The organism is Burkholderia sp. ZZQ-2 (assembly GCF_050768715.1).
Lineage (GTDB): Bacteria > Pseudomonadota > Gammaproteobacteria > Burkholderiales > Burkholderiaceae > Burkholderia > Burkholderia cepacia.
In genome coordinates this window covers 1-23,917 of the sequence record NZ_LDVA01000249.1, presented here as the reverse complement: position 1 = coordinate 23,917, position 23,917 = coordinate 1, and the positions used below count along the sequence as shown (strand labels likewise).

The following is a 23,917-nucleotide window of genomic DNA, read 5'->3' as shown; positions in this document are numbered from 1 at the left end:
GGCTGTCCTGCCGGCATTCCAATCAAGAGAGAACCCGCATGATCACGATTCGCCCGATGACCGACGACGATTTCCCGCGCTTCTGGCCGACCTATCGCGCCATCGTCGCTGCTCGGGAAACCTATGCATTCGATCCCGATGCGACACCCGAAGCGGCGCGCGCGTTATGGCTCGATGCGCCGCTCTGCACGTGGATCGCCGAGGAGGACGGCGTGGTACTGGGCTCGTACTACCTGAAGGCGAACGCGGCCGGCCCCGGCAATCACGTGTGCAATTGCGGCTACATGGTGAGCGAGGCCGCGCGCGGTCGTGGCGTCGCGCGCCTGATGTGCGAGCACTCGCAGCAGGTTGCGCGCGAGCGCGGTTTCCTCGCGATGCAGTTCAACTCGGTCGTCTCGACGAACGAGGTGGCGGTCGCGCTGTGGCAGAAGCTGGGATTTGAAATCGTCGGGCGGCTGCCGCGTGCGTATCGTCACGCGCGGCTCGGGTTCGTCGATTGCCTCGTGATGTTCAAGTGGCTCGGCGACACACCTGCCGCCGGAGCCTGAGCGCGCAACTGGCGAATCAGACGGCGAACGCGCCGTCGAACACGATCCGGTCGTCGAGCGCGAGCGTGCCGCGCGCGAAGATCAGGTCGAGATGGTGGCTGCCGTTTTCGCCGCCGCCGAGCCCGAGGTGCAGGCCCGGATGACGTTCCTCGAACCCCGCATTGCGGCCGTACAGCCCGCGAATGCCGAGGTTCGTGCCGATGCCGAATTCCTCGATCCGCCGGTGATTCGGATGCCGGTCGAGATAGGCCGAGAAATCGCGCCGGAAGCCCGTGTCGTCGGTATCGAAACCGACGATCGTGCTGTTCTCGACCTGCAGCGTCGCGAGCCGCTCGGCCACCTTGTACTTGATCGCGAACGGCACGGTGCCGAGAAACGTGCCGCTGAAGACGATCGTGCCGTTGAGATCGGTCACGTGCGTCGCGATCTCGCCGGGCACGACGTCGAGGTTGCCCATTCCGTCCACGCTCGTCCATTTCTGGTCCGGCGCGAGCGAGCCCGTCAGCGTGTTCCCGGCTTCGTCGATGAAGCGGATCTGCGATGCGCGCGCGGCCGCGTCGATCAGCCGACCGTTGCGTGCCGCGATGTCGTCGAGCGATTCGGCGAACGCCTCGTCGAGATGCGGGCCGTAATCCTTGAACAGCACCGACTTGCTCCAGTGCTCGACGATCGCCGGGCGGATCGCGGCGAGGAACGGCGGCCCGCTCGGCGACGGTGTCGGCAGGCACGACGAGTCGTACAGCAGCACGAACAGGTCGGCTTCATCGAGTGCGGCGGTGATATCGGCGGGCGGGGTGCTTTCGAGGCAGAGGGTCGTGGCGTCGAGTGAATCGGGCAGGGCGGCAAATGCGCGCAACGCGATGTCGCGGTTGCGGGTGTCGTGGCCGACCAGCAGTTTTCCCGATTCGCCGCGCGCCAGTTTGTCGCGCAGCGCGGGGTGGAAGCCGAGTGCGCGGTGCAGGTTCAGCATGCGTGTCTCCGGAAGCGGCGGAAGGGCCGCGGCCCTTCCGCGAGAACGGGTGGCCCGCTCAGACCGGCCAGAGCGCGGTGCCGAACGGCACCACGGCGTCCTCGACCATCATGTCGATGGCCTCGGGGTGCGTGTCTTCCTGCATCCAGTCAAGCAATTCGATCTGCTGGGTGTCCTGCATGTCAATTCTCCTGTGGTGAACATGAGTGTTTCAACATGAAAGCGCGGCTAAAAAGTTGCCACTCCTCATCAGGCATTTCGTGAATGCCGGATGAGTGGCGTTGATATTAGTCTGACGAATTTACGAATGCAATGCGTTGCAAGGATTTTAGCCTCGGCATGCTAAACAACGGGGATTGACGAGGCGCGCGCGGTAAAACGCGGGTAAAGGGTGTGACGTATTCCAAGTCATTTTTTCAATGAAATGACTCGGAATCGATGCATTGCATTCGGCGAATTTTTATCGGGAATTCGATGGCCTCGATCGTGGCGCGGGCGTGGCGGCGGCCCGATGCCGTGTCAGCCGAGCAGCGCCTTGCCAAGCGGTTTGACCGGCTCGGAGCGGAGCACCAGCGACGTCGTGACCGCGCCGAAACGGGCAATCGCGTCGATGATGGTTTCCAGTTGCCCCGGTGTCGGCACGAGTACCTTCAGCAAGAAGCAATCCTCGCCGGTCATCCGGTGGACCTCGATGACGTGCGGCATCTCGGCGAATGCGCGCAGCGCGGGCTTGATGTGTTCGTGTGTCGTCTTCAGCCGGATGATGGCCATCATCCCCAACCCCAGCGCCGCGGGGTCGATGCGCGCGCCGTAGCCGGCGATGATGCCGCGTTCTTCCAGCCGCTTGACGCGCTCCGACGTCGCAGGCTGCGACAGCCCGATGCGCCGGCCCACCTCGGACAGCGGCATCCGCGCGTTTTCCTGTAGTGCCTCGAGGATCGAAAGATCCAGGCGATCGAGCTCTCCATTCGACATGTCCGTTCTCCCGCTCCGTTAATTCATCGGCATATTGTCTCAATAACCGATGACTTGCCATTCCCGGCCGGTTTCCGGCAGACCAGACTGAGCGCTCGCCTGTTCATGGAGACGGAGATGGAGATGGACCAAACGATCGTGATCGTGCCGGGGATCGGCAACTCGGGACCGGATCATTGGCAGAGCCACTGGGAGGCCGCGATTCCGGGCGCCATCCGCATGGCGCCTGCGTCATGGGATGCCCCCGACCTGCGTGACTGGATGGCGGCGCTGGATGAAGCCGTCGCGCAAGCCGCGGCGGCGCCGGTGTTGATCTGCCATTCGCTGGGGTGCCTGCTGTTCGCGCACTGGCGCGCGGCGTCGGCGCGTGTCGTGTGCGGCGCATGGCTCGTTGCGGTGCCCGATCCGGGCGGCCCGCGTTTTCCGGCCGCGGCGCGTGCGTTCGCGAACGTGCCGGGCGGCGATTTCGGCGGTTTGCCGGTGCTGGCGATCGCCAGTTCGGACGACGGGTACGACCCGTCCGGGCGCGGCATCGCATGGGCGAGCGAACGTGGCGCGACGCCGCTGCGGCTCGGCCCGCGCGGCCACCTGAATGCGGAAGCGGGATTGGCGCAATGGCCGGAGGGGCGTGCGTTGCTGACGGCCTTCGTGGCCGGATTGCCGCGCTAGCGCCGGCAAGCGGCTGCCGTCGTTCCGCGCGTGCTGCCTGCCGGCGCGTGCCTGGCCGTGACGGCTCAAGTATGATCGGTCGACAGAATCGGAAGCCTCGACGGACAGTCGGGACCGGTGCGTGAGAAACGCCGGTTCCGTCGCGTCGACTCCCCCGGCTTCGAACGACAAAGGAGACACGCGATGCGCGCAGCGCCGCAACCGGAGCCTGCCGGCCCGTCGCAGCCGGACACCGGCGCGACCCGCCATACCCCCGAACGCGACCCCGATCGCATGGCCGCGTGGCGGCTCGCGATCGGCCTGTCGCTCGGCAGCGCGATCGCGCTCGGCCTCGCGCGCTTTTCGTATGCGCTGCTGCTGCCGCCGATGAAGGCCGATCTCGACTGGACCTTCGCGCAGGCCGGCGCGTTGAACACGGCGAACGCGGCCGGCTACCTGATCGGTGCGCTCGTGTTTCCGTTGCTGTCGCGGCGCTGGCGCGCGGGCACACTGCTCGCGGCCGGGTGCGTGCTGACCGCGTTGCTGATGGCCGCGTGCGGGCTCACGTCCGGCATGCACGCGCTGCTCGCGCAGCGGCTCGCGACCGGCGTCGGCAGCGCGCTGATCTTCATCAGCGGCGGCGTGCTGGCCGCGCGGCTCGCGTCGGCGTCGCCGCGCGATGCGGGCCTGCTGCTCGGCCTCTACTACGGCGGCACCGGATGGGGCATCGTCGCATCGTCGCTGCTCGTGCCGGCGACGCTCGCGCAGGGCGTACATGGCTGGCAGCCCGCGTGGTTCGCGCTCGCGTTCGCATGCGTGCTGTTCTCGGCGGTGGCCGTGTCGGCCGCGCGCCGCATCGAGCGTGTGCACGCGGCACCCGCCGCGCCGCGCGACGGTGCGGTGCCGGCCGCGACCGCGAGCCTCGTGCGTTTCGCCCTCGCGCTGGCCGGCTACGGCCTGTTCGGCGTCGGCTACATCGGCTACATGACGTTCATCGTCGCGCTGCTGCGCGGCGCGGGAATGAGCGGCACGGTGGTCGCCGCGTTCTACGTGATGCTCGGCGTCGCGACCGTCGTCTCGGCACGGCTGTGGTCGGGGCTGCTCGACCGGATGCGCGGCGGCCAGGCGCTGGCCGTGCTCAATGCGCTGCTCGGCATCGCGACGCTGATGCCGGCGATGTTCGTGCATCCGGTTGCCGCGTTCGCGTCGGGCGTGCTGTTCGGCGCGACGTTCCTGTCGGCCGTCGCGTCGACGACGGCCTTCGTGCGCCACAACCTGCCGCCCGACGGCTGGGCGAAAGGGATCAGCGCGTTCACGACGGTCTTTGCATTCGGGCAGATTGCCGGGCCGGTCGCGATCGGCTGGGTGTCGGACAGCGCGGGGCTCGCGCGCGGGCTCGTGTATTCGGCGCTAACGCTGTTCGCGGGTGCCGCGCTCGCGGCCGGGCAGCGCGCGTTGCGGGCCGCCGCGTAGTCACGCGCGGTTCACCGCACGCACGCCGTGCGCGACACGCGATGAAACGCACGGCCGAAGTAGATCAGGCTGTCGCCGTCGTCGCGCACGCGGATCGACGTCGCCTCGATGAACATCACCGAATGCGACCCGACTTCCTTCATGTCGGCGATCGTGCCCTGCAGGCTCGCGAGCGCGTCGCGCAGCACGGGCACGTCCTGCTCGCCGCGATCCCACCCGGGCAGTTCGAAGCGCCGGTCCATCGGCAGCTCGGTGAGCCCCGCGAAGTGTCGCGCGAGCTGTTCGTGTTCGGCCGGCAGCACGTTGATGCAGACGTGGCGATTGCGTTCGAACGTCGCATGCATCGCGCTCGACCGGTTGAGGCACACGAGCAGCGTCGGCGGCGTGTCGGTGACGGAGCACACGGCGCTCGCGGTGATCCCGCAGCGGCCGTGCGGCCCGGCGGTGGTGATCACGTTGACGGCCGCGCCGAGGTGGGCCATCGCTTGCCGGAAGGCCTTCTGCGCGTCGGTCGGCTCGACGCGTGCCGGTCGCTGGATATCGGTCGTGGAAGACATGGGCGCTCCTGGTTGGACGAGAGCGGCGATCGTGCGGCGCTGCGGGTGCAGCGCCTGATCGCCGACGATGACCCAAGCGTACGTCGCGAAAAGGCTGGCGACCATTCGCACGATTGACGATGGAGATGGCGTTCTCGCCAACGCGTCTAAAGGTTCTACCTAGGGACGCGGCGCGACGCGCGAAAAAAACCGGGAATGTGCGTTCGTGCGGCCCGTGAAGGGGTTTTCAGCGGGTTTTCGGCTCGTTATGATGTGCCGCACATCCCCAGCGAACGACGTGCGCGACGCGCCGGCAACCGGCCCCCGTATGCGGCGCGTGCGATACCCATACCGATATTCAGCGAGACCCCCGCGATGACGTCACCCGCACCGATCGTATACATCGTCGACGACGACGGCGGCATGCGGACATCGCTCGCCTGGCTGCTCGAATCGGTCGGCATCGCGTCCGAGGGGTTCGCGAACGCCGCGGATTTTCTCGCGCGCTTCGACGTGAACCTGCCCGCGTGCCTGGTGCTCGACGTGCGGATGCCGGAGAAGAGCGGCTTCGACGTGCAGGCCGAACTGAACGCGCGGGGCGCGACGCTGCCGGTGATCTTCGTCAGCGGGCACGGCGATATCCCGATGTCCGTGCGCGCGCTGCAGAACGGCGCGATCGATTTCGTCGAGAAGCCGTACAACTCGCAGCAGATGCTCGAGCGCGTGCAGCGCGCACTGCGGCTCGCGCAGCAGCGGCACGCGGTGAGCCAGCGCCACCGCGAGCTGCGCCAGCGGCTCGATGCGCTGACCGCGCGCGAGAAGGAAGTGCTGCGCGGCGTGGTGGACGGCAAGGGCAGCAAGCAGATCGCGTCGGATCTGTCGATCAGCGTAAAGACCGTCGACGTGCATCGCGCGAGCATCAAGGAGAAGCTCGGCGCGACGTCGATCGCCGCGCTCGTGCGGGACGTGATGGTCGTGTGGGGCGACGACGGGGAGTCGTCGCGATAGGGGGCTGTGGGCACGCCGACGTTCGCCTGCTTGCACGAGTTCCGCACGAGTTCCGCACGAGTTCCGCACGAGTTCCGCACGAGTCCCGCACGAGTCCCGCACAAGTCCTGCGCGCTGTACCGGTCGACAGCACACGCGATGCAGGCCGCCGCTCAGCGCATGTACAACCCGCCGTTGATGTCCCAGCACGCGCCGTTCGCGAAGTGCGCGTCGCCCGACGCGAGCAGCACGGCCGCATCCGCCACGAAACCGGCCGACCCGAGCTTGCCGCCCGGCAGGCTCGCGAGCACCTGGCGCAGCTTCTCCGGTGCGACGCTTTCATGCACGATCGGCAGGTCGAGCGGGCCCGGCGAGATCGCGTTGACGGTCACGCCCCGCGCGGCGAGATCGCGCGCGAACACCTTGGTCAGCGTCAGCGTGCCGCCCTTCGCGGCCGCGTAGTGCGCACCCGTCGCCGAGCCGCCGTTCTGGCCGGCGAGCGATGCGATGTTGACGATCCGGCCCGCGCCACGTTCCGCGAAATACTGGCCGAACACCTGGCAGCCGAACAGCACGCTGCGCAGGTTCACGTCGATCACCTGGTCGAACTGCTCGGCGGTGATCTCCATCGCGGGCACGACCTTCGACGCGCCCGCGTTGTTCACGAGCACGTCGATCGTGCCCCAGCGCGCGACGAGCGCATCGCGCGCCGCTTCGAAATCGCGTTTCGACGTGACGTCGAGCGGCAGCGCGATCGCGCGTTCGCCGCCCGGGTCGAGTTCGCGCGCATGCGCATGAATGGCGTCGGTGGCGATGTCGGCCAGCGCGACGCGATAGCCGGCCGCATGGAAACGGTCGGCGATGACGGCGCCGAGCCCGCGTGCGGCGCCGGTAACGAGGACGACTCGGTCTGACATGGTGCGTGATTCCCTGGTTCGCGGGCGCGTGAAGGGTGAAGCCGCGCCCGCTTCGTGGTTCATGCGGCGAGGGCCGCTTCGAAGTGTGCCGCGATCGCGCAGACCCGCTCGTCCGCGCCCTTGCGCCCGACGATCTGCAGGCCTGCCTTCAGCGGCGAACCGGCCAGCGGCAGCGGCAGGCTGAGCGCCGGATGGCCGCTCAGGTTGAACGGCCGGATCAGCGACGACATCGCGATCACCGATACACCGTCGCGCGCCTGCTGCAGCGTGATCGGCAGCGCGGGCAGCGTCGGCAGCACGAGCACGTCCGCGAGTTCGAGCGCGGCGTCGACCTGCGCGGTGAAGCGTGCGCGTACGGCTTCGGCTTCCGCGAGGGCGGCGGGTGTCGTCGTCGCGGCGGTGCGCAGCCGCGCATCGAGATCGGCGCCGAGCTTGCCGGTGTCGACCAGATGGCCGAACGCGCGCGACGTTTCCGCGTTGATCACGGTGAGTCCCGCCGCGAATGATGCCGGCATTTCGTCGAGCACGAGCGCGTGCGAACGCAGACCCGACGCGCGCACGGCCGCATCGAGTGCAGCGGCGATCGCCGGATCGGCTTCGACGCGGATCTGCGCGATCGTGCAGCCAGCCACGGAGGCCGCCGCTTGCGCACGATCGAAGCCCGGCGCGATCGCGGCCATCACCGCGGCCAGCGTGCGGATATCGCGTGCGAACGGCCCGACGCAATCGAGCGAGGTATCGGCCGGCGCGACGCCGCGCCGCGACACGCGGCCGAACGTCGGCTTCAGTCCGGCTACGCCGCAGCACGCGGCCGGCCCGCGAATCGAGCCGCCGGTGTCGGTGCCGAGCGCCGCCTCGACCGCGCGGAGCCCGACGAGCGAAGCGGAACCGCTCGACGAGCCGCCCGGGATGCGCGTCGCGTCCTGCGGATTGATGGGCGTGCCCGTGTAGTCGTTGATGCCGGTCATGCCGAACGCGAGCTCGTGCATGTTCGCCTTGCCGGCGATCTGCCAGCCCGCGTCGAGCAGCAGGCGGACGACGTCCGCGTGTTGCGCGGCCGGCGGTGCATCGGCGAGCGCGCGGCTCGCCGCGCGGGTCGGATGGCCCGCGATGTCGATCGTGTCCTTGATCGCGATCGTGGGGCCCGGGCCGCCGAGCGTGAAGGTGTCGATGAAGCCTGTCATGGTCGATATCGTGCGGAAGCGGTGGAAAGCATCAGGGCCGTGGCGCGGCGGCGAGCGGCCACGGGCCGTCGAGCACGCGTTCGGTGCGAAAGTGCCGGATCAGCCAGGTCGCCCCGTCGCCGGCCGGCGTGAAATCGACGGTCAGCCGCGCGGCGATCAGCTCGGCCGTGCCGTTCGCGTAGCGCGACGCCTGCAGCATGATCCAGCGGCCGCGCGCGCTCGTGTTGCCGGCGCCGATCTCGATCGACTCCGACGTCAGGAAGTGCAGGTTCGCCGAGAAATGTGGATCGGGCGGCAGGTAGCGGCCCAGCATCGCGATGATCGCGGCCGTGCCCTCGAGGCGGCCGAACTTCTGCGCGTATTGAGGACCGATGCCTTCCCACACGGCGTCGGGTGTGAACAGGCCGGCGAGCCGCGGGCCGTCGCCGGCGTCCTCGGGCACGTCGCACAGCGCCATGTAGCGCGTCATCGTCGCGCGCACCGCGCGCTCGGCGTCGAGCGCCGCCACGCGCTGCGCGAGTGCATCGATCAGGCCGGGGGACAGGTCGTTCATCGCGCGCCTCACGACGCGGGTTTCGCGGCCGGCGGCACGGTCAGCGCGCGGCCGACCCGCGCTTCGATCTTGCCGTAGCGCCACAGGTTGTATTCGCCGACCGGCGTCGTGCGATACAGATTGCACACGGCGACCGTCGTGTCGAAATCGGCGACGTCGGCCATGATGTAGAAGGTCCACGGCGCGCCGTCGGCCTGGCCGACCACGAGGCGGTCGTCGTCCATCACGCCGAGCACGCGCACGCCGGGCATCGCCTCGACGGCGGCGAGCATCGCGCCGTACGCCTGCCACACTTCGCCGATCTTCTCGCGCGGCAGGTCGAAGAAGTTCTGCGACACGCCGCAGCAGAACAGGACACGCAGCGGCAGCGGATTCGAATCGGACATCTCGGGTTCTCCAGGGGAAACGGTTGGGCGCATGCGCCGGCCGGTAGCGGTGCTTCGGCATCGGCGCCATGCACGTTCGGGAAACAGCGCCGCCCGGGCGCGGGTTGCGCGGGTTACAGGTAGCCGGGAAACGGCGTGACGCCGGTGAATACCGCGCCCGCGCCGTCGAAGTTGCTTTCCGCGAGAAACGCGTGCTGCGTGACGACCATCGCGTCGCGCAGCAGCCGCTGAAGCGGATGCGTGCGATAGATCGCCGCCGTGCCGCCGAGGCGGTACGCGCGTTCGACGACGCTCGCGCCTTCGCGTGCGACATGCGTGGCCGCGAGCCGCAGCAGGCTGACCTGGTCGGGCGTCACGGGATTGCCCGCGAGGATCGATTGCCACACCGTGTCGGTTGCGTCGTAGAAGAACGCGCGTGCCGAGCGCAGTTGCGCTTCGGCCTTCGCGAGCTCGATGCGGAAATACGCGCGATCGGCGAGGCGCGGCGCGCCGGTCGTCGTCTGCCGGCCGCCCGACATGCGGTTCGCGACGTCGAGCGCCGCGCGCGCGAGGCCGAGATTGACGACGGCCAGCACCTGCGCCGCATACGCGACGGTCGGGTAGCGGTACAGCGGCTCGTCGACGGTCGGCTCGCCGCCGCGCACGAAGGTCCACGCTTCGGGCACGAAGCGGTCGTCGACGCGCAGGTCGTGGCTGCCGGTGCCCTGCATGCCGACCACGCTCCAGTTCTCGACGATCTCGACGTCGGCCGCGCGGAACACGGCCGTGCGCGGCTTGTTCGGCGCGGCGTCCTGCGCGCCGGGCACGGCGATGCCGACGCCGAGCCAGTCGGCGCCCTTGCAGCCGCTCGCGAATTTCCACGTGCCGTTCACGCGCCAGCCGCCCGGCGCGGCCTGCGCCGGCTGCACCGGGAACAGGCCGCCCGCGAACACCTGGTCGGGGCCGCTCGCGTACAGCTCGGCCTGGGTCTCGAGCGGCAGCGCGGCGAGATAGACGTTCGCGGAGCCGAAGCTCGCGACCCATGCGGCCGAGCCGTCGGCGGTCGCGATCCGTTCGATCATGTCGAGGAAGGCGGTCGGCGCGAGCGCGTCGCCGCCGAAGCGGCGCGGCGTGCCCGCGCGATAGATGCCGGCCTGCCTGAACAGCGCGATCACGTCGCGCGGCACGTGCGACAGGCGATCGAATTCGTCGCGGCGGGCGGCGACGGTTTCGATCACGGCGTCGAGCGGCGACAACGGCGCGGCCGCGGTGCCTGCCACGGGCTGGGAGGACGGCGCGGGTTCGATGGCGAGGGCGGCTTGCGGCATGGTGGTCTCCTGGACGGATAGGGGTTCGGATGCGGGGCGGCATGCGTGCTGTCTCGGGTGGCAACACGACGATGCGACCAGTCTAGAAACGCCGAAAACACGCAGCAATTGGTGCGTTGGGCCGCGCGACTGGTGAGGTTCCGTGCCGGCCTAAAGAAATCTTCAGATGCGATCGGCGCGCGCCGGTGCTATGTTGGCTTTCCTGCCGCGCGACGCCGCGCGCCTTCACCCGAAGCCGATCATGAGTTTCCCTGACGAAGACGATTTCCACCGGCTGCTCGACGCGCTGACCACCTGCGTGCTGCTGCACGACGCGCAGACGAAGGCGATCGTGTGGGCGAACCGCGCCGCGTGCATCGCGCTCGGTTTTTCCGTCGAGGAACTGCTGCCGCTGAAGGCGCCGGACATGACGCGTCCCGAGCCGAAATACCAGCGCGAGATCGCCGTGAGCGCATGGGATCGCGCGCTCGTCGACGGGCCGCAGGTGTACGAATGGTGCTACCGGTCGCGCACGGGCGTCGACATGCTGTCCGAGGCGACCGCCACCTACGTGCCGCTGCGCGGGCGCGACGTCGTGATGGTGCAGTTCCGCGACATCAGCGCGGAAGAGGCGGTGCGCCGGCAGCTGCGCCGCTACGAGGCGCGGCTGCGCGAGTTCATGCAGGATCTCGACGAAGGTATCGCGGTCGTCACGCCGCGCGGCGGCGTGCAGTTCATCAGCGAGTCGGGCCGCCGCGTGCTCGGGCTCGCGCCCGACGAAGCGCTCGGCGAGGTGCTCGACTACTGCTCCGAGGTCGATCGCGACCGGCTCGTCGCGCAATTGCACGATGCGCCGTCCGCGTGCCCGTCCGCGCCGCAGCGCTACCGGATCGTGCGGCGCGACGGCTCGCCGTGCTGGCTGCGCATCCTGTGCCGGCAGGTCGAGATCGAGGGCGACCTCGACGGGCTGCTCGTGCAGTTCCGCGACGTGAGCGACGAAGTCGCGATCGAGGACGCGCGCCGCGCCGAAGCGCGCATGCTCGAACACGCGGGCCGCTACAACGCGATGGGCGAGATGGCGAGCGTGATCGCGCACGAGCTGAGCCAGCCGCTCGCGGCCGTGCGCAATTTCATCGAAGGGGCGGTGCAGCGGCTGAACGGGCGCGGCGCCATCGACGACGCGATCTGGGGGCTGCGCAGCGCGGACCGCCAGGCCGAGCACGCGGCGCTGATCATCAAGAGCGTGCGCGAATTCATCGTGAAGCGCGAGCCGGTCGTCGCGCTCGCCGACCTGCGCGACATCCTCGCGGACGTCGCGTATTTCATCGAGCTGCGTGCGAAGGAGGCCGGCGTGACGGTCGCGATCGTGCAGGCCGATGCGCCGCTGCCGATCCGTTGCGAGCGCGTGCTGATCGGGCAGGTGATCCTGAATCTCGCGTTCAATGCGATCGAGGCGTTCGCCGGTTGCGATCGCGTGCCGCGCATGCTGACGCTCGGCACCGCGAACGTGGCCGGGCACGCCGAGCTGCGCGCGATCGACAATGGCCCGGGCATCGCGGCCGGCGCGCACGGCCGGCTGTTCGACGGCTTCTCGTCGTCGAAGGCCGGCGGCAACGGGATCGGACTGTCGCTGTGCAAGAGCATCGTGACGCGCCACGGCGGCCGGATCGGCGCGAGCCCGGCCGAAGGCGGCGGGCTCGACTGCCGCGTGACGCTGCCGCTCTCGGGCGCGTAGTCGTAGCCGCTGCATCGCGTTAAGGCCGCAATGGACATCACGGACATCATGGCGCGCCCGCGGCGCATGATGGAGCGACGCCCGGCCCATGGTCAGCGCCCCAGCGCCCGCGCGGTCCGGCCGCCGATGCCGAAGTCGGTGTTCGGGATGTCCTTGATGATCACGCGCGTGGCCTGCAGCGGTGCATCGAGCACGTTCGCGCCCGCGTCGGACAACGCGGCGATCAGCGCGCGCTTTTGTTCATCGGTGCGGCCGGCGATCAGGATCGCGACGATCACGGGCAGCGACGGCGGCGCGCCGTCGGCGGCGGTGCGCCCGCCAAGGCCGATATGCGTGGCGGGCAATTCGGTGAGCAGCACGCGCACCGATTCGAGCGGTGCACCGATCGCGTCGACGGTCGCACCGCTGAGCCGCGCGATCAGTTCGGCCTTGCGTGCATCGTAATGGCCGGCGGGCAGGAATACTTCGAGTGTGGGCATGGTCGTCCGGAAAGGTGAAGGTTGCCGGCTCACCTTTGCGCTTGCAGCGGCGAACCGGCCACGGCTCACAGCAGGAAGCCGATCGCGCTGAGCGCTTCGGTCGAGTCGATCAGGCGCACGACCTTTTCGGCAATCCGCATCTCGCCTTCGGCATCGACGTGCAGCGTGTGCGTGACGTCGGCCGCGAACAGCGTCGTGACGCCGCGCTTGTACGCGACGACGACCTGCGCCGATTTCAACTCGACGGTGCCGGCGCTGCCGCTTTCCAGCGTGAAGCGCGACACGGTGCGCACCGTGCGCGCCGCGTCGGCGGCCGACGCCGAGTAGCCGGACACCATCCGCTGCACGCGCTTCTCGCGCATGTCCTGGTCGTCGAACACGTAGTTCAGCGTCGCGGCGAAATCGGTCGTGTCGGGATCGATCGGCACCACGTAATGGCCGGCCGGATCCCACAGGTCGAGCCATGCGCGATAGTCGCGGCGGTCGAGCATCTCGGCTTCGCGCCACACGAATTCGACCGCGCGGGCGAAGGTCTGCTCGGAAAAGAGGGCGTTGCGGTCGTCCATCATTGCTGCTCCATCATCTTGCGCCATTGCTGGTAGGCCTCGCGCATGCCGGTTTCGTCGGTCGCATGGGCGGTCTTTTCGCCGTTCGCGGCGGTCGTCTCGCGGTTCAGCCCGCGATTCACGAGGATCGGCACGTCGGGGCCCGCGTGCGCGCCGCGCTGCACGCGCTCCCACGCTTCCGCGTCGTCGGGGCTCCCGAAGCCGAACGGGCCCTGGAAGTGCTCGTGAATGCGCAGCCGCTCGCGGTTCGCTTCGTCGGGGCCGCCGTCCATCGCGAGCGCGACGTGGCGGATCTCGGTCTCGTTCGCCGAGATCGGCCGCAGCACGCGGAAGAACGCCATCGACAGCGCGAGGTTCGGGAACAGGTTCAGGTTGAAGCCGACACCCATCAGCGAGCGCACGATGCGACGCACTTCGTCCGGCGAGTGGCGCTCGGCGAGCTTCGCCGCGAGCGGCGCGAAGCGCTCGGGCAGCGGTGCGCCGTCGTCTTCGTCGAGATCGATCAGCTCGGGCATCAGCACCGCGAGGCTGTGGCCGTTGCCGAGCCCGCGGCAGAACGCGTCCTCGCTCGTCATGAAGCTCGTGATCGCGGCGGCCGTCTCGTCGTCGATCGACTTCATCCACGACTTGTGCACGACCGGGAAGTGATAGAGGTCGGTCGTGTTCTCGAGCTGGATCTTCCAGTTGCCCTTGAACTTGAACTTGTGCTCGCCGTTCGCCTTGATCGGGTAGCCGGCGCCCTGTTTCATGAACAGGTCGATCCACGGCTTCGCGCCGCCGAGGAAATCCTCGAGCGGCTCGATCGTGTCGTTGAAGCTCGCGAAGACCAGCCCCTGGTACACGCCGACGCGCAGCTTCACGAGCGGCAGGTCGCCTTTCTCGCACACGCCTTCGTAGCCGTCGCCGTACGGCAGCGCGCGCAGCGTGCCGTCGAGCGCGTACGACCAGCTGTGATACGGGCACGTGAAGCCCTTTGCGTTGCCCTTGTGCGATTCGCAGACGGTCGCGCCGCGATGGCGGCAGCGGTTCTGCAGCACGTTGATTGCGCCGGTCTTGTCGCGCACGACGATCACCGGCTGGCGGCCGATCGTCGTCGTGATGAAGTCGCCCGGGTTCGGCAGCTCGCTCTCGTGCGCGACCCAGATCCAGGTGCGGTAGAAGATGCGCTCGAGCTCGGCTTCGAACAGCGCGGGATCGTGATACATCGCCGGCGCGATGCGGTCGGGTTGCGCGAGGCCGTGCAACGCACGGGTGTCGATCGTCTGGTAGGGAATGTCGCTCATCGTTGTCGTGGGGAAGAGTCGCGAAATCGGGCCGCGCAGCGCACGGTATCGAGCACCCAGTCTCGTCTCCCGCTATATATCCGTCAAATTGATCTAAAATTGGCGACTCAATAAATACGGCAAATGATGGAGGCTACGATGACGTCGGTCGATCATCTCGATCTGAACCTGTTGCGCGTATTCCAGGCGATCGTCGAGGAACGCAGCCTGACGAAGGCCGGCGAGCGGCTCGCGCTGTCGCAGCCGGCCGTCAGCTATTCGCTCGGCCGGCTGCGCACGCTGTTCGACGATCCGCTGTTCGTGCGCACGCGCTCGGGCATGCAGCCGACGCCGGTCGCGCTCGAACTCGCGGGCATCGTCGGCAAGGCGCTCGACATGGTGCGCGTGGCGCTGCGCTACGCGGAGCGCTTCGATCCGGCCACCAGCACGCGCACGTTCCGGCTGTCGTTGTCGGATGCCGGCGAGATGGCGTACCTGCCGGCGATCTGCCAGGCGCTGCGCGCGCGCGCGCCGCGCGTGACGCTGAGCGTGCAGCCGCTGCCGGTGGAAGAGATCGAGGAAGCGCTGCGCGCGAGCCGGCTCGATTTCGCGATCGGCAACCTGCCGGAACTGATGCCGCGTACGCGCCACCAGGTGCTGTTCGAGGAAACGTATGTGTGCATGACGGGCCGCCGGCGCGGGTTGCCGAGCGGCGGCGCGCTAAGCCTCGAGCAATTCGTGCGCGCCGCGCACGTCAACGTGAAATCGGTCGAGCACAGCCACCACGCGCTCGACGACGCGTTGCGCGCGCAGGGTGTGGGCCGCAACATCGCGCTCGAGGTGCCGCACTTCGTCGCGCTGCCGAGCGTGCTGTCGGTCACGGATCTCTACGCGACGCTGCCGAAGCGGCTCGCGCGGATCCTGAACCGCGACAACGCGTTCCGCCTGTACGACCTGCCCGTCACGCTGCCGCCCGCGCCGGTGACGATGCACTGGCACGAGCATTTCCATGAAGACGAAGGCAACGCGTGGATGCGCACGCTGCTGGCCGAGCTTGTCGAGGGGTTCGACAACGCGTGACGGCGGCCGGCGCGTGCCGGATGCGTCAGAGATCGAGTACCAGCACCGCCGAGCGCGCGCGCGACACGCAGCAGCAGATCACCGCGTTGCTCGCGCGCTCGGCCTTGCTGAGGCAGTGGTCGCGATGATCAGGCTCGCCGTCGACGACAGGCACCATGCAGGTGCCGCACACGCCTTCGCCGCACGACGTGTCGACTTCGACGCCGATGCGCGCGAGCGCGTCGACGATCGACGTGTCGGGCGTGACGCGTACCGATTGCCCGCTGCGTTGCAGGCGCACTTCGAATTCATCGGCAGGGGTGGGGGCGGCATCGGCGGCGACCGGTTCCGCCGCGAACCGTTCGAGATGGATCGAGTCTTCGGGCAAGCGCGTCGCGGCTGCCGCGACGACCGCCTCCATGAACGGCCCCGGGCCGCACGTGTAGACGTGCGCATGTGCGTCGACCGGTTCGACGCAGCGGCCCAGCGCGGCCGCGAGCGCGTCGGGTTCGACGCCGTAGTGGAACGTCACGTGCGACGCGAACGGCTCGGCCGACAGTTCGTCGACGAAGGCCGCGTGCTCGCGGCTGCGCGCGAAATAATGCAACCGGTAGCGCGCGCCGCGCCGGTGCAGCGCATACGCCATCGACAGCAGCGGCGTGATGCCGATGCCGGCCGCGATCAGCACGTGCTCGCTCGCGTCATCCGTCAGACGAAACAGGTTGCGCGGCGTGCCGATCGACAGCTCGGCGCCGACCTGCACATCGTCGTGCAGCGAACGCGAGCCGCCGCGCGACTGCGCCTCCTTCTTCACCGCGAACAGGTAGCTGCCGCGTTCGTCGGGGTTGCCGCACAGCGAGTATTGCCGCGTGACGCCGGACGGCGCGGTGACGTCGATATGGGCGCCGGGTTCGTACGCGTCGAACGGCTGGCCGTCGATGCGCGAAACCCGGAAACAGCGGATGTCCTGCGCCGCGTCGATCAGCGCGTCGATCCGGACCTGGTGGCGATTCGCTTGCATGGGAAATTCCGTGGGGTACGAGGAAAGCGGCGCGGCAGACACCGCGCCGTCATGCGATCGAGAATAGGGACGGGCATCGCATAAATCAAATCGATTAAAAAGCGATGCCTGAATCAGTGGGGCGGATGATGGTCGGCGACGGAGCGCGCCCGTCGTTCAGCGCGCGGCGATTGCGTTGCCCGCCTCGGCCGCCTGCGGTGCCGCTGCCGACGCGTGGCCGCGCTCGCGATCGAGGCTGCGGCGATAGTGCCGGCAACCGGCGGCGAGCAGCAGCGCGGCGAGCGTGGCCGCCGCGACGTTGACGATCGACATCGAATGGCCGACCGCCGCCGGCGCGCCGAACACGCGATCGGTGAACAGCGCGACGACGGTCGTACCGATCCCGAGCGCGATCAGGTTCGACACGAGCAGGAACAGCGCGGAGATCTGCGCGCGCATCTGGTTCGGCGCGAGCGTCTGCATCGCGGCGGTCGACGTCGGCATCGGGAACGACGCGAAGAACATCGCGACGACGAGCATCGCGAGCGAAGCGGGCAGCGAGTCGAGCTGCGTGAACAGCGTCGCGGGAATCACCATGCACGCGGCGCCGATCGCGCCGGCGCGCATCGGCGCATCGCTGCGGCCGCGCCGCAGCATCCAGTCGTTGAGCCAGCCGCCGCAGAACACGCCGGCCGTGTTCGCGACCAGCAGCACGATGCCGAGCGTGTAGCCGGCTTCGACGGCCGTCATCCCGAAGCGGCGGATATAGAACGCGGGCGTCCAGCTCAGCAGGCAGTACAGCGTCATCGCGTAGAACGAGAAGCCGAGGTAATGGCACGCGAAGGTCGCGCGATGCGTGCCGACGAAGCGCAGCGAGTCGCGCATCGACACGCGCCGCACGGCGCCCGAGCGATCCTGCGCGAGCCCCTTGCGCTGCGGGTCGCGCACCGTCGCCGCGAACAGCAGCGCGACCAGCAGCCCCGGCAGCCCGACGATCAGGAACGTGACCTGCCACGCATGCACCTGCCCGACCACCGGCAGCGTGAACGCGCTCGCATGCTTGAGCAGCGCGATCACGTACCCGCCGATCAGGAACGCGACGCCGCCGCCGATGAACGAACCGAGCGAATACACGGCGATCGCGCGCCCGAGCTTCTCCTTCGGGAAGTAGTCGGCGAGCATCGAATACGCGCCGGGCGACAGCGCGGCCTCGCCGACGCCCACGCCCATGCGCGCGATGAACATCTGCACGAAATGCTGGCTGAGCCCGCACGCGGCGGTCGCGACGCTCCACAGCGCGATGCCGAGCGAGATGATCCGCGGGCGCGCGTAGCGATCGGCGAGATACGCGACCGGCAGCCCCATCACCGCATAGAACAGCGAGAACGCGAAGCCGTTGAGCAGGCTGAACTGCGTGTCGGACAGGTGCAGGTCGCGCTTGATCGGCTCGATCATCAGCACGAGGACCTGGCGGTCGACGAACGAAAAGACGTACGCGAGCATGCAGATGACGACGACATACCATTCGTACGTATAGCGCTTGCCGTCGGCAGCGCGGGCCGTGGATGCGGACATGCGGATTCTCCAGGAGCGGGCGGTGGGGATGCGCGGCAGCGGCCTGGCGGGCCGGGCGCCGTCGCGGCGCGAAAGCGTGCGGGGGGCACGTGTCGGAGACGCAGCGTAGTCGGCCAAATCCGGCCGCCATAGCCGGAGTGACAGCCGCGCCACACGGGCATCTACCGACCCGGATAAAGAAAACACCAGGGTCTCGCGCGCCGGCCGCCGCGCGGCGCGCTTGCAGCGGGGCGCGCACGCATCATGCGGCACATCTATAAGCGTTATAGAGCGCATTGCGTCGACGTCCGAAATTGTCGTTCCTAGACTCGGCCCGTTTTTGATCGGCTGCGTTGGCCCTTCGCGGCGAACGCGCTTCACACCAGCCGGCGCGATACCGACAGGCGCCGGAACCTCTACGGGACGACGACGATGACTCAACCGAACGGGCGGGCCGACCGGCTTGCCGTACCGCTTGCCGCGCTGCTGGCCTGCGCGGCGCTGCCCGCATTCGCGCAATCGAGCGTGACGCTCTACGGCCGCGTCGACACCGCGATCGAATACGCGAACGCCGGGCCGAACCACGTGACGCGCATGGGCAGCGGCAACCTGTTCGCGTCGCAATGGGGGCTGAAGGGCGTCGAGGATCTCGGCGGCGGCTACGCGACGATCTTCAAGCTGGAGGACGGCTTCAACGCGGCCAGCGGCGCGCTGTCGAACAGCAGTGCGCTGTTCGGCCGCGAAGCGTGGGTCGGCATCACGGGGCCGTTCGGCGGCGTGCAGTTCGGCGAGCTTTACACGATCCTGCACACGACGCTCGTCACGTACAGCCTGCCCGGACTCGGCGCGGGGCTCGCGTGGGGCAACGCGACGAACAACTTCGTCGGGCCCGCGTTCCTGCGCGTGCGCAACTCGATGCGCTATACGTCGCCGCGTTACGCGGGCCTCATGCTGCGCGCGATGGCCGCGCGCGGCACCAACGGCGCGGCCGGGCAGCCGGCGACGCTTGGCGATACGTACGGCGCGGGGCTCAACTACGTGCGCGGCGGCCTGTCGGTCGACATCGACTACATGCAGCAGAAGTTCAGCCCGGTGGCCGCAGCCGCGCTCGGCGACACGAGCCCGGCCGCGAACGGCAACTACACGCTCGGCGCGATTTCGTACGACTTCAATGTCGTGAAGGTCGCCGCGCTGTACCTGCGCCATCGCGGCGGCCCCGACGTCGCGACCGCGATCGACAGCCAGAGCGCGTATCCGCACAGCGACATCATGGAGCTGAGCGCGACAGTGCCGATCGGGCGTGCGTCGCTGCTGCTGAGCGTCGGCCATTACCGCAAGGTCGCGGACAGCGACGGCAACGCCGATTCGTACGGCATCCGTTTCGACTATCCGCTGTCGAAGCGCACGGTGCTGTACACGGGCGCCGCGATGGTGCGCAACGGCGCGCATGCGCGCTTCGTCATCAACGGCGCGGCGGGCGGCGGCGTCGCGGTCGCCAAGCCGGGCGCGACCGCGAGCTCGATCGTCGCGGGCATCCTCACGTCGTTCTGAGCGGCGCGCGCCGCTGCCCGCTTGCGCCGCTCGCATCGTCATGCGCAGGCGGGCGGTTGCGGCGCGAGCCATGCGTCGAACGGCGCCAGCTCGCCGATGTGGAACAGCTCGAGCAGCAGCGCGCGCAACCAGCGATGGCCGGGGTCCGCGTCGAAGCGCCGGTGCCAGTACGCGTTGACGGCCCATTCGCCGGCACCGGCGATCTCGTACAGCGCGCACGGCTGCCGCGCCGCGAACGTGATCGCGATCGTCTCCGGCAGGATCAGCGCATAGTCGCCGTCCCGCAGCAGCGCGGGCACCACCATGAAATCCGGTAGCGCCGCGCGCACGCGCGGCATCAGCCCGTGCCGCTCCAGCAGCTGCATCGATTGCGGATGCGACGTGACCGCGACGAAGCGCAATGTATCGGGCGCCGCGCCATCGAGCACGTAATCGTCGGGGAGCGCGACGCGCTGCGCGGTGCGGCGCGGCATCAGCAGCACGCAGCGCTCGTGCAGCAGCGCGGTGCGCTGGAAGTGGCTCGACGCGTCGGCGAAATGCCCGAGCGCGAAGTCGATGCGCCCCGATTCGAGCGCGACGTTGAGCTGGCATTCGTCGACGTGCAGCGTCTCGATCACCGCGCCCGGCGCGCGGCGGTCGAACGCGGCGAGCAGCGTCGGCAGGAACGCGCTCGCGGCGAAATCGCTCATGTGCAGGCGGAACACGCGCTGCGTACTGTCGGGCGTGAAGCGCGACCCTTCGTCGAGCACGTCCTGCAGGATCGCGAGCGCCTTGTCGACCGAGATCGCCAGCCGCTGCGCGCGCGGCGTCGGCTCGACGCCGGTGCCGGTGCGCACGAACAGCGCGTCGCGGAACATCAGCCGCAGCCGGCCGAGCGCATGGCTGACGGACGGCTGCGTGACGCCGAGCCGCAGCGCCGCGCGGCCGACATGCCGCTCCTCGTAGACCGCGCGAAACGTCTTCAGCAGGTTGAGGTCGAGATCCTGCACGCGCAGTTCCGACAGGTCGCTGTCGTGCGGCGCGGAATCGGCGCGGGTCGGGGCCGCCGGGCGGCCGGTTGCGGCGTGCGTCATCGGGATTGCCTCGCGGTGACGGAAGGCGCATGGCCGTAACGCCGCGCATACGCCTTCGCGAAATGGCCGAAGCCATGGATGCCGTGCGCGATCAGCACGTCGGTCACGCTGCACGTGCCGCCGCGTTGCAGCGCCGCGTGCACGGCGGCAAGCCGGCGCTCGCGCACATACGCGGCCGGCGTGGTGTGCAGGAACGCGCGAAACGCGTGCTGCAGCGTGCGGGGCGCGACGCCCGCGACGGCCGCCAGCGCGGCGAGCGCAAGCGGCTCGCCGAGGTGCGCGTCGACGTGATCGCACGCGCGGCGCACGTGCGCCGGCAACGGCTGCGTGCCGCGCGCGAGCGCGTCGCTGTACGAGTGCGGCAGGTGCGTGAGCAGCAGCGACATCAGCCATGCGGTGAGATCGGCGCCGAAGAGGGGCGAGGCCGTGCCGATGCGCGGTTGTGCGCCGAGCTTGCACAGGTATTCGAAGGTCGGCAGCACGAGCGCGGCGCCCGTGCCGGTGCCGCCGGCCGCGAGGTCGAACTGCAGCGGCCGCGTGAGCGTTGTCCGCAGCATGTGCTGCAGCTTGCGTTCGAGCGCGCCGCGTTCGAGCCGCAGCACGAGGTTGCGGCAATCGGGGCTCGTGCTCAGGCGGCTGGCGAGCGCGGGCGACGATACGGTCAGCTTGCCCGGGCCGGCGCGCGCGACGACGCTGCCGGCCTGCAGTTCGCAGGCGCCGGCGAGCGTCAGCCTGAACAGGAAGTGACCGGCATCGTCGCCGAAATCGATGCGCGTTTCGCGGCCGTAGCAGAGTTCGAGCAGCGCGCCGTGATGCAGCGGCACTTCGTACAGCTCCGCATGAAACGGATCGCGGCCGCGCGCGGCCATCCGGTGCGGCCCGAGCCGGTGCGCAACCGCGCGTTCGACTTCGTCGGGGGCGTGCAGCGTGCCGAGCCGGTTCGGCGCATGGCGGGAAAGGGCGATATCCATTCACGGACCTCGTATCGGATGCAGGGGCGCGGTTTCGTGCGTGCCGCCCCGATTGCTTTGCGCGAACGGGCGTGCCGTTGCGCGTTTTGAAGCGACGCGGCAGGGGCGGACGCGTAGTCTCGGAAGCACTCATTCACCGGGAGAAGACGATGAAGGTATGTGTTCTGGGCGGCGGCCACGGCTGCCATGCGGCGGCCATCGACCTGTTCGAGAAGGGCCACGACGTGACGTGGTGGCGGCGCGATCGCGAGCCGCACGCGCGGCTGCGCGAGCTTGGCGTGCTGAACGTGACCGACTATCGCGGCAAACGGACGGTGCCGCTCGGCGACGCGCCCGGCGCGATCCGCCTGACCGGCGATCTCGCGGCCGCGCTGCGCGGCGCGCGGCTCGTCGTGGTGCCGCTGCCGGCCACCTCGCACGACGCGCTCGCCGCGCAGGTCGCGCCGCTGCTGGAGGACGGCCAGGTCGTGTTCCTGCCGCCCGGCACGTTCGGCAGCATCGTGTTCGCGCGGGCGGCGGCCGATGCAGGCAACCGTTCGCGCGTCGCCTTCGCCGAGACGGGCACGCTGCCGTATCTCGTGCGCAGGCACGGCGACAACGACGTCGTGATCAGCGCGTACGCGACGCGGCTGCCGACCGGCGTATTTCCGGCGAACGCGGCCGGCTGGGCGTTCGACGTGTTGCGCGCGGGTTATCCGTCGGTCGAACCGGTCGAGGACGCGTTGTCCGGCGCGTTGATGAACGCGGGCCCCGTGATCCATCCGCCGCTGATCCTGATGAACGCCGGGCCGCTCGAACACTTCGACGCATGGGACATCCACAACGAAGGCACGCAGCCGTCGATCCGCCGCGTGACGAACGCGCTCGACGCCGAACGCATCACGGTGCGCGAAGCGCTCGGTTACCCGGCGCCGCATTTCCCGCTCGCCGATCACTACGCGACCGACGGCGACGAATGGATGTACGGGCGCGGCGCGCACGGCAAGCTGACCGATAGCGGCGACTGGCGCGAGAAGATCGATCTGCGCACGCATCGCTACATGCTCGAAGACACCCGGCTCGGGCTGTCGTTCATCGTGTCGTGCGGGCGCCGGGCCGGTGTGCCGACGCCTGTCGCGCAGGGGCTGCTGAGCATTGCGAGCGCGGTCGCGGTGCGCGACCTGTATGCGGAAGGCCGCACGCTGGAGCGGCTCGGGCTCGCCGCGCTGTCGAAGGACGCGATGCGCGCGCTGCTCGACGCGGGGTACGCGGCATGAAGGCGGGCGCCGATGTGACGCGCGTCCACGTGCTCGGCGCGGGGCGCATGGGGCAGGGGATCGCGCTCGTGTTCGCGTTCGCGGGGCTCGACGTGACGCTGATCGACTTCAAGCCGCGCGACGCGGCCGGATGGCGTGCCTTCGAGGCACGCACGCGCGACGAGATCGAGAGGCCGCTGCACGCGCAGGTCGCGCTCGGCCGCATCGACGCCGCGCAGGCCGAAACCGTGGTCGCGCGCATCGCGCTCGTCGCCCGGGACGGTGCGGCCGATGCGGTGCGGCAGGCCGGCATCGTGTTCGAGGCGTTGCCCGAAGTGCTCGATGCGAAGGCCGACGCGCTGCGCTGGCTCGGCGCGCATGTCGGTGCGCATGCAACGATCGCGTCGACGACGTCGACGTTCGTCGTCACCGAACTGCAGCGCCACGTCGCGCATCCGGCGCGGATGCTGAATGCGCACTGGCTGAACCCCGCGCTGCTGATGCCGCTCGTCGAGATCAGCCGCAGCGATGCGACCGATCCGGCCGTCGTCGAGTCGCTTGCCGCGTTGCTCGAACGTGTCGGCAAGAAGCCGGTGATCTGCGGGCCGGCGCCCGGTTATATCGTGCCGCGCATCCAGGCGCTCGCGATGAACGAAGCCGCGCGGATGGTCGAGGAGGGCGTCGCGAGCGCGGCGGACATCGACACGGCGATCCGCACCGGTTTCGGCCCGCGCTTCGCGGTGCTCGGGCTGCTCGAATTCATCGACTGGGGCGGCTGCGACATCCTGTACTACGCGTCGACGTACCTGGCCGGCGAGATCGGCCCGCGCTTCGCGCCGGCCGCGAGCGTCGTGCGCAACATGGAAGCCGGGCGCGACGGCGTGCGCACGGGCGCGGGCTTCCACGACTACGCGGCGGTCGACGTGCCCGCGTACATGCGGCAGCGGCTCGGCGAATTCGCGCGGCTGC

25 protein-coding genes are annotated in these 23,917 nt (G+C 69.3%); 9 read left to right on the top strand and 16 right to left on the bottom strand.

Going from position 1 to position 23,917, the window contains the following annotated elements; genetic code table 11:
* Positions 1-38: 38 nt before the first annotated feature.
* Complete coding sequence (locus tag ABY44_RS17450; RefSeq protein ID WP_059693755.1) at positions 39-548, top strand: GNAT family N-acetyltransferase; 510 nt, start codon at positions 39-41, stop codon at positions 546-548.
* Between the two features lie 16 nt (positions 549-564).
* Here ABY44_RS17450 and ABY44_RS17445 read toward each other — a convergent pair whose 3' ends face one another.
* The 3 genes from ABY44_RS17445 to ABY44_RS17435 form a co-directional block, all read right to left on the bottom strand.
* A complete protein-coding gene (locus tag ABY44_RS17445) occupies positions 565-1,518 on the bottom strand; it encodes a leucyl aminopeptidase (aminopeptidase T) (protein WP_027790821.1) in 954 nt (317 codons plus the stop codon).
* A gap of 58 nt (positions 1,519-1,576) precedes the next feature.
* Positions 1,577-1,699 carry a hypothetical protein gene (locus tag ABY44_RS17440; RefSeq protein ID WP_021158412.1) on the bottom strand — a complete coding sequence of 41 codons (123 nt, stop codon included), beginning with the start codon at positions 1,697-1,699 and terminating at the stop codon, positions 1,577-1,579.
* 338 nt (positions 1,700-2,037) lie between these two features.
* Positions 2,038-2,493, bottom strand: coding sequence for an Lrp/AsnC family transcriptional regulator (locus ABY44_RS17435; protein ID WP_027790822.1), 456 nt, complete (start codon positions 2,491-2,493; stop codon positions 2,038-2,040).
* A gap of 123 nt (positions 2,494-2,616) precedes the next feature.
* Between ABY44_RS17435 and ABY44_RS17430 the strand changes: the two genes are divergently transcribed.
* Both ABY44_RS17430 and ABY44_RS17425 read left to right on the top strand, forming a co-directional pair.
* Positions 2,617-3,162: an RBBP9/YdeN family alpha/beta hydrolase gene (locus ABY44_RS17430; protein WP_060171696.1), complete on the top strand. Its 546-nt coding sequence runs from the start codon at positions 2,617-2,619 to the stop codon at positions 3,160-3,162.
* A 183-nt stretch (positions 3,163-3,345) separates the two neighbouring features.
* On the top strand, positions 3,346-4,614 hold the full coding sequence (locus ABY44_RS17425; protein WP_060171347.1) for a YbfB/YjiJ family MFS transporter: 1,269 nt from the start codon (positions 3,346-3,348) through the stop codon (positions 4,612-4,614).
* An 11-nt stretch (positions 4,615-4,625) separates the two neighbouring features.
* Here the strand turns inward: ABY44_RS17425 and hpaC are convergent, their stop codons facing one another.
* Entirely contained in the window at positions 4,626-5,171 is a 546-nt protein-coding gene (gene hpaC / locus ABY44_RS17420; RefSeq protein ID WP_059693798.1) for a 4-hydroxyphenylacetate 3-monooxygenase, reductase component, read from the bottom strand.
* 354 nt (positions 5,172-5,525) lie between these two features.
* Between hpaC and ABY44_RS17415 the strand changes: the two genes are divergently transcribed.
* Complete coding sequence (locus ABY44_RS17415) at positions 5,526-6,158, top strand: response regulator transcription factor (protein WP_027790826.1); 633 nt, start codon at positions 5,526-5,528, stop codon at positions 6,156-6,158.
* A gap of 152 nt (positions 6,159-6,310) precedes the next feature.
* Here ABY44_RS17415 and ABY44_RS17410 read toward each other — a convergent pair whose 3' ends face one another.
* The 5 genes from ABY44_RS17410 to ABY44_RS17390 all read right to left on the bottom strand — a co-directional run bounded on the left by ABY44_RS17410 (position 6,311) and on the right by ABY44_RS17390 (position 10,484).
* Positions 6,311-7,054, bottom strand: a complete 744-nt coding sequence (locus ABY44_RS17410) for an SDR family NAD(P)-dependent oxidoreductase (RefSeq protein WP_124840247.1) — start codon at positions 7,052-7,054, stop codon at positions 6,311-6,313.
* A gap of 59 nt (positions 7,055-7,113) precedes the next feature.
* The gene (locus ABY44_RS17405) at positions 7,114-8,238 is read right to left on the bottom strand and encodes an amidase (protein WP_060171342.1); all 1,125 of its coding nucleotides are present in this window, start codon (positions 8,236-8,238) and stop codon (positions 7,114-7,116) included.
* Positions 8,239-8,269: 31 nt separating this feature from the next.
* Complete coding sequence (locus ABY44_RS17400) at positions 8,270-8,791, bottom strand: nuclear transport factor 2 family protein (RefSeq protein WP_060171340.1); 522 nt, start codon at positions 8,789-8,791, stop codon at positions 8,270-8,272.
* A gap of 8 nt (positions 8,792-8,799) precedes the next feature.
* Positions 8,800-9,177, bottom strand: coding sequence for a hypothetical protein (locus ABY44_RS17395; RefSeq protein WP_021161073.1), 378 nt, complete (start codon positions 9,175-9,177; stop codon positions 8,800-8,802).
* A gap of 113 nt (positions 9,178-9,290) precedes the next feature.
* Positions 9,291-10,484, bottom strand: coding sequence for an acyl-CoA dehydrogenase family protein (locus tag ABY44_RS17390; RefSeq protein ID WP_060171338.1), 1,194 nt, complete (start codon positions 10,482-10,484; stop codon positions 9,291-9,293).
* A 166-nt stretch (positions 10,485-10,650) separates the two neighbouring features.
* Here ABY44_RS17390 and ABY44_RS17385 point away from each other — a divergent pair, with 166 nt between their 5' ends.
* On the top strand, positions 10,651-12,198 hold the full coding sequence (locus tag ABY44_RS17385; RefSeq protein WP_060171336.1) for an ATP-binding protein: 1,548 nt from the start codon (positions 10,651-10,653) through the stop codon (positions 12,196-12,198).
* A gap of 92 nt (positions 12,199-12,290) precedes the next feature.
* Here the strand turns inward: ABY44_RS17385 and ABY44_RS17380 are convergent, their stop codons facing one another.
* The 3 genes from ABY44_RS17380 to ABY44_RS17370 all read right to left on the bottom strand — a co-directional run bounded on the left by ABY44_RS17380 (position 12,291) and on the right by ABY44_RS17370 (position 14,526).
* Complete coding sequence (locus ABY44_RS17380) at positions 12,291-12,677, bottom strand: tautomerase family protein (RefSeq protein ID WP_060171335.1); 387 nt, start codon at positions 12,675-12,677, stop codon at positions 12,291-12,293.
* 65 nt (positions 12,678-12,742) lie between these two features.
* Positions 12,743-13,246 (bottom strand): aromatic-ring-hydroxylating dioxygenase subunit beta, encoded by a 504-nt coding sequence (locus ABY44_RS17375; protein ID WP_060171333.1) that lies wholly within the window; start codon positions 13,244-13,246, stop codon positions 12,743-12,745.
* A complete protein-coding gene (locus ABY44_RS17370; protein ID WP_060171329.1) occupies positions 13,243-14,526 on the bottom strand; it encodes an aromatic ring-hydroxylating oxygenase subunit alpha in 1,284 nt (427 codons plus the stop codon). The genes ABY44_RS17375 and ABY44_RS17370 overlap by 4 nt, the downstream gene beginning before the upstream one ends.
* Before the next feature lie 138 nt (positions 14,527-14,664).
* On the opposite strand from ABY44_RS17370, the gene ABY44_RS17365 reads away from it, so the two are divergent.
* Positions 14,665-15,585, top strand: a complete 921-nt coding sequence (locus tag ABY44_RS17365; RefSeq protein ID WP_060171327.1) for a LysR family transcriptional regulator — start codon at positions 14,665-14,667, stop codon at positions 15,583-15,585.
* A gap of 25 nt (positions 15,586-15,610) precedes the next feature.
* Here ABY44_RS17365 and ABY44_RS17360 read toward each other — a convergent pair whose 3' ends face one another.
* Together ABY44_RS17360 and ABY44_RS17355 are read right to left on the bottom strand one after the other, a co-directional pair.
* Positions 15,611-16,585: a PDR/VanB family oxidoreductase gene (locus ABY44_RS17360; protein WP_060171325.1), complete on the bottom strand. Its 975-nt coding sequence runs from the start codon at positions 16,583-16,585 to the stop codon at positions 15,611-15,613.
* Between the two features lie 156 nt (positions 16,586-16,741).
* Entirely contained in the window at positions 16,742-18,139 is a 1,398-nt protein-coding gene (locus ABY44_RS17355; RefSeq protein ID WP_059693766.1) for a spinster family MFS transporter, read from the bottom strand.
* A 411-nt stretch (positions 18,140-18,550) separates the two neighbouring features.
* Between ABY44_RS17355 and ABY44_RS17350 the strand changes: the two genes are divergently transcribed.
* Complete coding sequence (locus ABY44_RS17350) at positions 18,551-19,669, top strand: porin (RefSeq protein ID WP_060171323.1); 1,119 nt, start codon at positions 18,551-18,553, stop codon at positions 19,667-19,669.
* Between the two features lie 38 nt (positions 19,670-19,707).
* Here ABY44_RS17350 and ABY44_RS17345 read toward each other — a convergent pair whose 3' ends face one another.
* Complete coding sequence (locus ABY44_RS17345; protein WP_060171321.1) at positions 19,708-20,742, bottom strand: LysR family transcriptional regulator; 1,035 nt, start codon at positions 20,740-20,742, stop codon at positions 19,708-19,710.
* Positions 20,739-21,713 (bottom strand): AraC family transcriptional regulator, encoded by a 975-nt coding sequence (locus tag ABY44_RS17340; protein WP_060171319.1) that lies wholly within the window; start codon positions 21,711-21,713, stop codon positions 20,739-20,741. Before ABY44_RS17340 ends, ABY44_RS17345 begins: the two co-directional genes overlap by 4 nt.
* A 149-nt stretch (positions 21,714-21,862) precedes the next feature.
* Between ABY44_RS17340 and ABY44_RS17335 the strand changes: the two genes are divergently transcribed.
* Together ABY44_RS17335 and ABY44_RS17330 are read left to right on the top strand one after the other, a co-directional pair.
* Complete coding sequence (locus ABY44_RS17335) at positions 21,863-22,969, top strand: NAD/NADP-dependent octopine/nopaline dehydrogenase family protein (RefSeq protein WP_060171316.1); 1,107 nt, start codon at positions 21,863-21,865, stop codon at positions 22,967-22,969.
* On the top strand, positions 22,966-23,917 hold a 952-nt coding region (locus ABY44_RS17330), incomplete at its 3' end, for a 3-hydroxybutyryl-CoA dehydrogenase (RefSeq protein WP_431641458.1). The genes ABY44_RS17335 and ABY44_RS17330, both read left to right, overlap by 4 nt.

Bases quoted from the DNA above. Each gene is read 5' to 3' on its own strand.
- ABY44_RS17370 (WP_060171329.1), bottom strand. From the start codon at position 14,526: ATGAGCGACATTCCCTACCAGACGATCGACACCCGTGCGTTGCACGGC.
- ABY44_RS17405 (WP_060171342.1), bottom strand. From the start codon at position 8,238: ATGACAGGCTTCATCGACACCTTCACGCTCGGCGGCCCGGGCCCCACG.
- ABY44_RS17340 (WP_060171319.1), bottom strand. From the start codon at position 21,713: ATGGATATCGCCCTTTCCCGCCATGCGCCGAACCGGCTCGGCACGCTG.
- ABY44_RS17400 (WP_060171340.1), bottom strand. From the start codon at position 8,791: ATGAACGACCTGTCCCCCGGCCTGATCGATGCACTCGCGCAGCGCGTG.
- ABY44_RS17435 (WP_027790822.1), bottom strand. From the start codon at position 2,493: ATGTCGAATGGAGAGCTCGATCGCCTGGATCTTTCGATCCTCGAGGCA.
- ABY44_RS17360 (WP_060171325.1), bottom strand. From the start codon at position 16,585: ATGCAAGCGAATCGCCACCAGGTCCGGATCGACGCGCTGATCGACGCG.
- ABY44_RS17410 (WP_124840247.1), bottom strand. From the start codon at position 7,054: ATGTCAGACCGAGTCGTCCTCGTTACCGGCGCCGCACGCGGGCTCGGC.
- ABY44_RS17355 (WP_059693766.1), bottom strand. From the start codon at position 18,139: ATGTCCGCATCCACGGCCCGCGCTGCCGACGGCAAGCGCTATACGTAC.
- ABY44_RS17385 (WP_060171336.1), top strand. From the start codon at position 10,651: ATGCGATCGGCGCGCGCCGGTGCTATGTTGGCTTTCCTGCCGCGCGAC.
- ABY44_RS17450 (WP_059693755.1), top strand. From the start codon at position 39: ATGATCACGATTCGCCCGATGACCGACGACGATTTCCCGCGCTTCTGG.
- ABY44_RS17375 (WP_060171333.1), bottom strand. From the start codon at position 13,246: ATGATGGACGACCGCAACGCCCTCTTTTCCGAGCAGACCTTCGCCCGC.
- ABY44_RS17440 (WP_021158412.1), bottom strand. From the start codon at position 1,699: ATGCAGGACACCCAGCAGATCGAATTGCTTGACTGGATGCAGGAAGAC.
- ABY44_RS17390 (WP_060171338.1), bottom strand. From the start codon at position 10,484: ATGCCGCAAGCCGCCCTCGCCATCGAACCCGCGCCGTCCTCCCAGCCC.
- ABY44_RS17395 (WP_021161073.1), bottom strand. From the start codon at position 9,177: ATGTCCGATTCGAATCCGCTGCCGCTGCGTGTCCTGTTCTGCTGCGGC.
- ABY44_RS17415 (WP_027790826.1), top strand. From the start codon at position 5,526: ATGACGTCACCCGCACCGATCGTATACATCGTCGACGACGACGGCGGC.
- ABY44_RS17345 (WP_060171321.1), bottom strand. From the start codon at position 20,742: ATGACGCACGCCGCAACCGGCCGCCCGGCGGCCCCGACCCGCGCCGAT.
- ABY44_RS17335 (WP_060171316.1), top strand. From the start codon at position 21,863: ATGAAGGTATGTGTTCTGGGCGGCGGCCACGGCTGCCATGCGGCGGCC.
- ABY44_RS17350 (WP_060171323.1), top strand. From the start codon at position 18,551: ATGACTCAACCGAACGGGCGGGCCGACCGGCTTGCCGTACCGCTTGCC.
- ABY44_RS17445 (WP_027790821.1), bottom strand. From the start codon at position 1,518: ATGCTGAACCTGCACCGCGCACTCGGCTTCCACCCCGCGCTGCGCGAC.
- ABY44_RS17425 (WP_060171347.1), top strand. From the start codon at position 3,346: ATGCGCGCAGCGCCGCAACCGGAGCCTGCCGGCCCGTCGCAGCCGGAC.
- hpaC (WP_059693798.1), bottom strand. From the start codon at position 5,171: ATGTCTTCCACGACCGATATCCAGCGACCGGCACGCGTCGAGCCGACC.
- ABY44_RS17430 (WP_060171696.1), top strand. From the start codon at position 2,617: ATGGACCAAACGATCGTGATCGTGCCGGGGATCGGCAACTCGGGACCG.
- ABY44_RS17380 (WP_060171335.1), bottom strand. From the start codon at position 12,677: ATGCCCACACTCGAAGTATTCCTGCCCGCCGGCCATTACGATGCACGC.
- ABY44_RS17365 (WP_060171327.1), top strand. From the start codon at position 14,665: ATGACGTCGGTCGATCATCTCGATCTGAACCTGTTGCGCGTATTCCAG.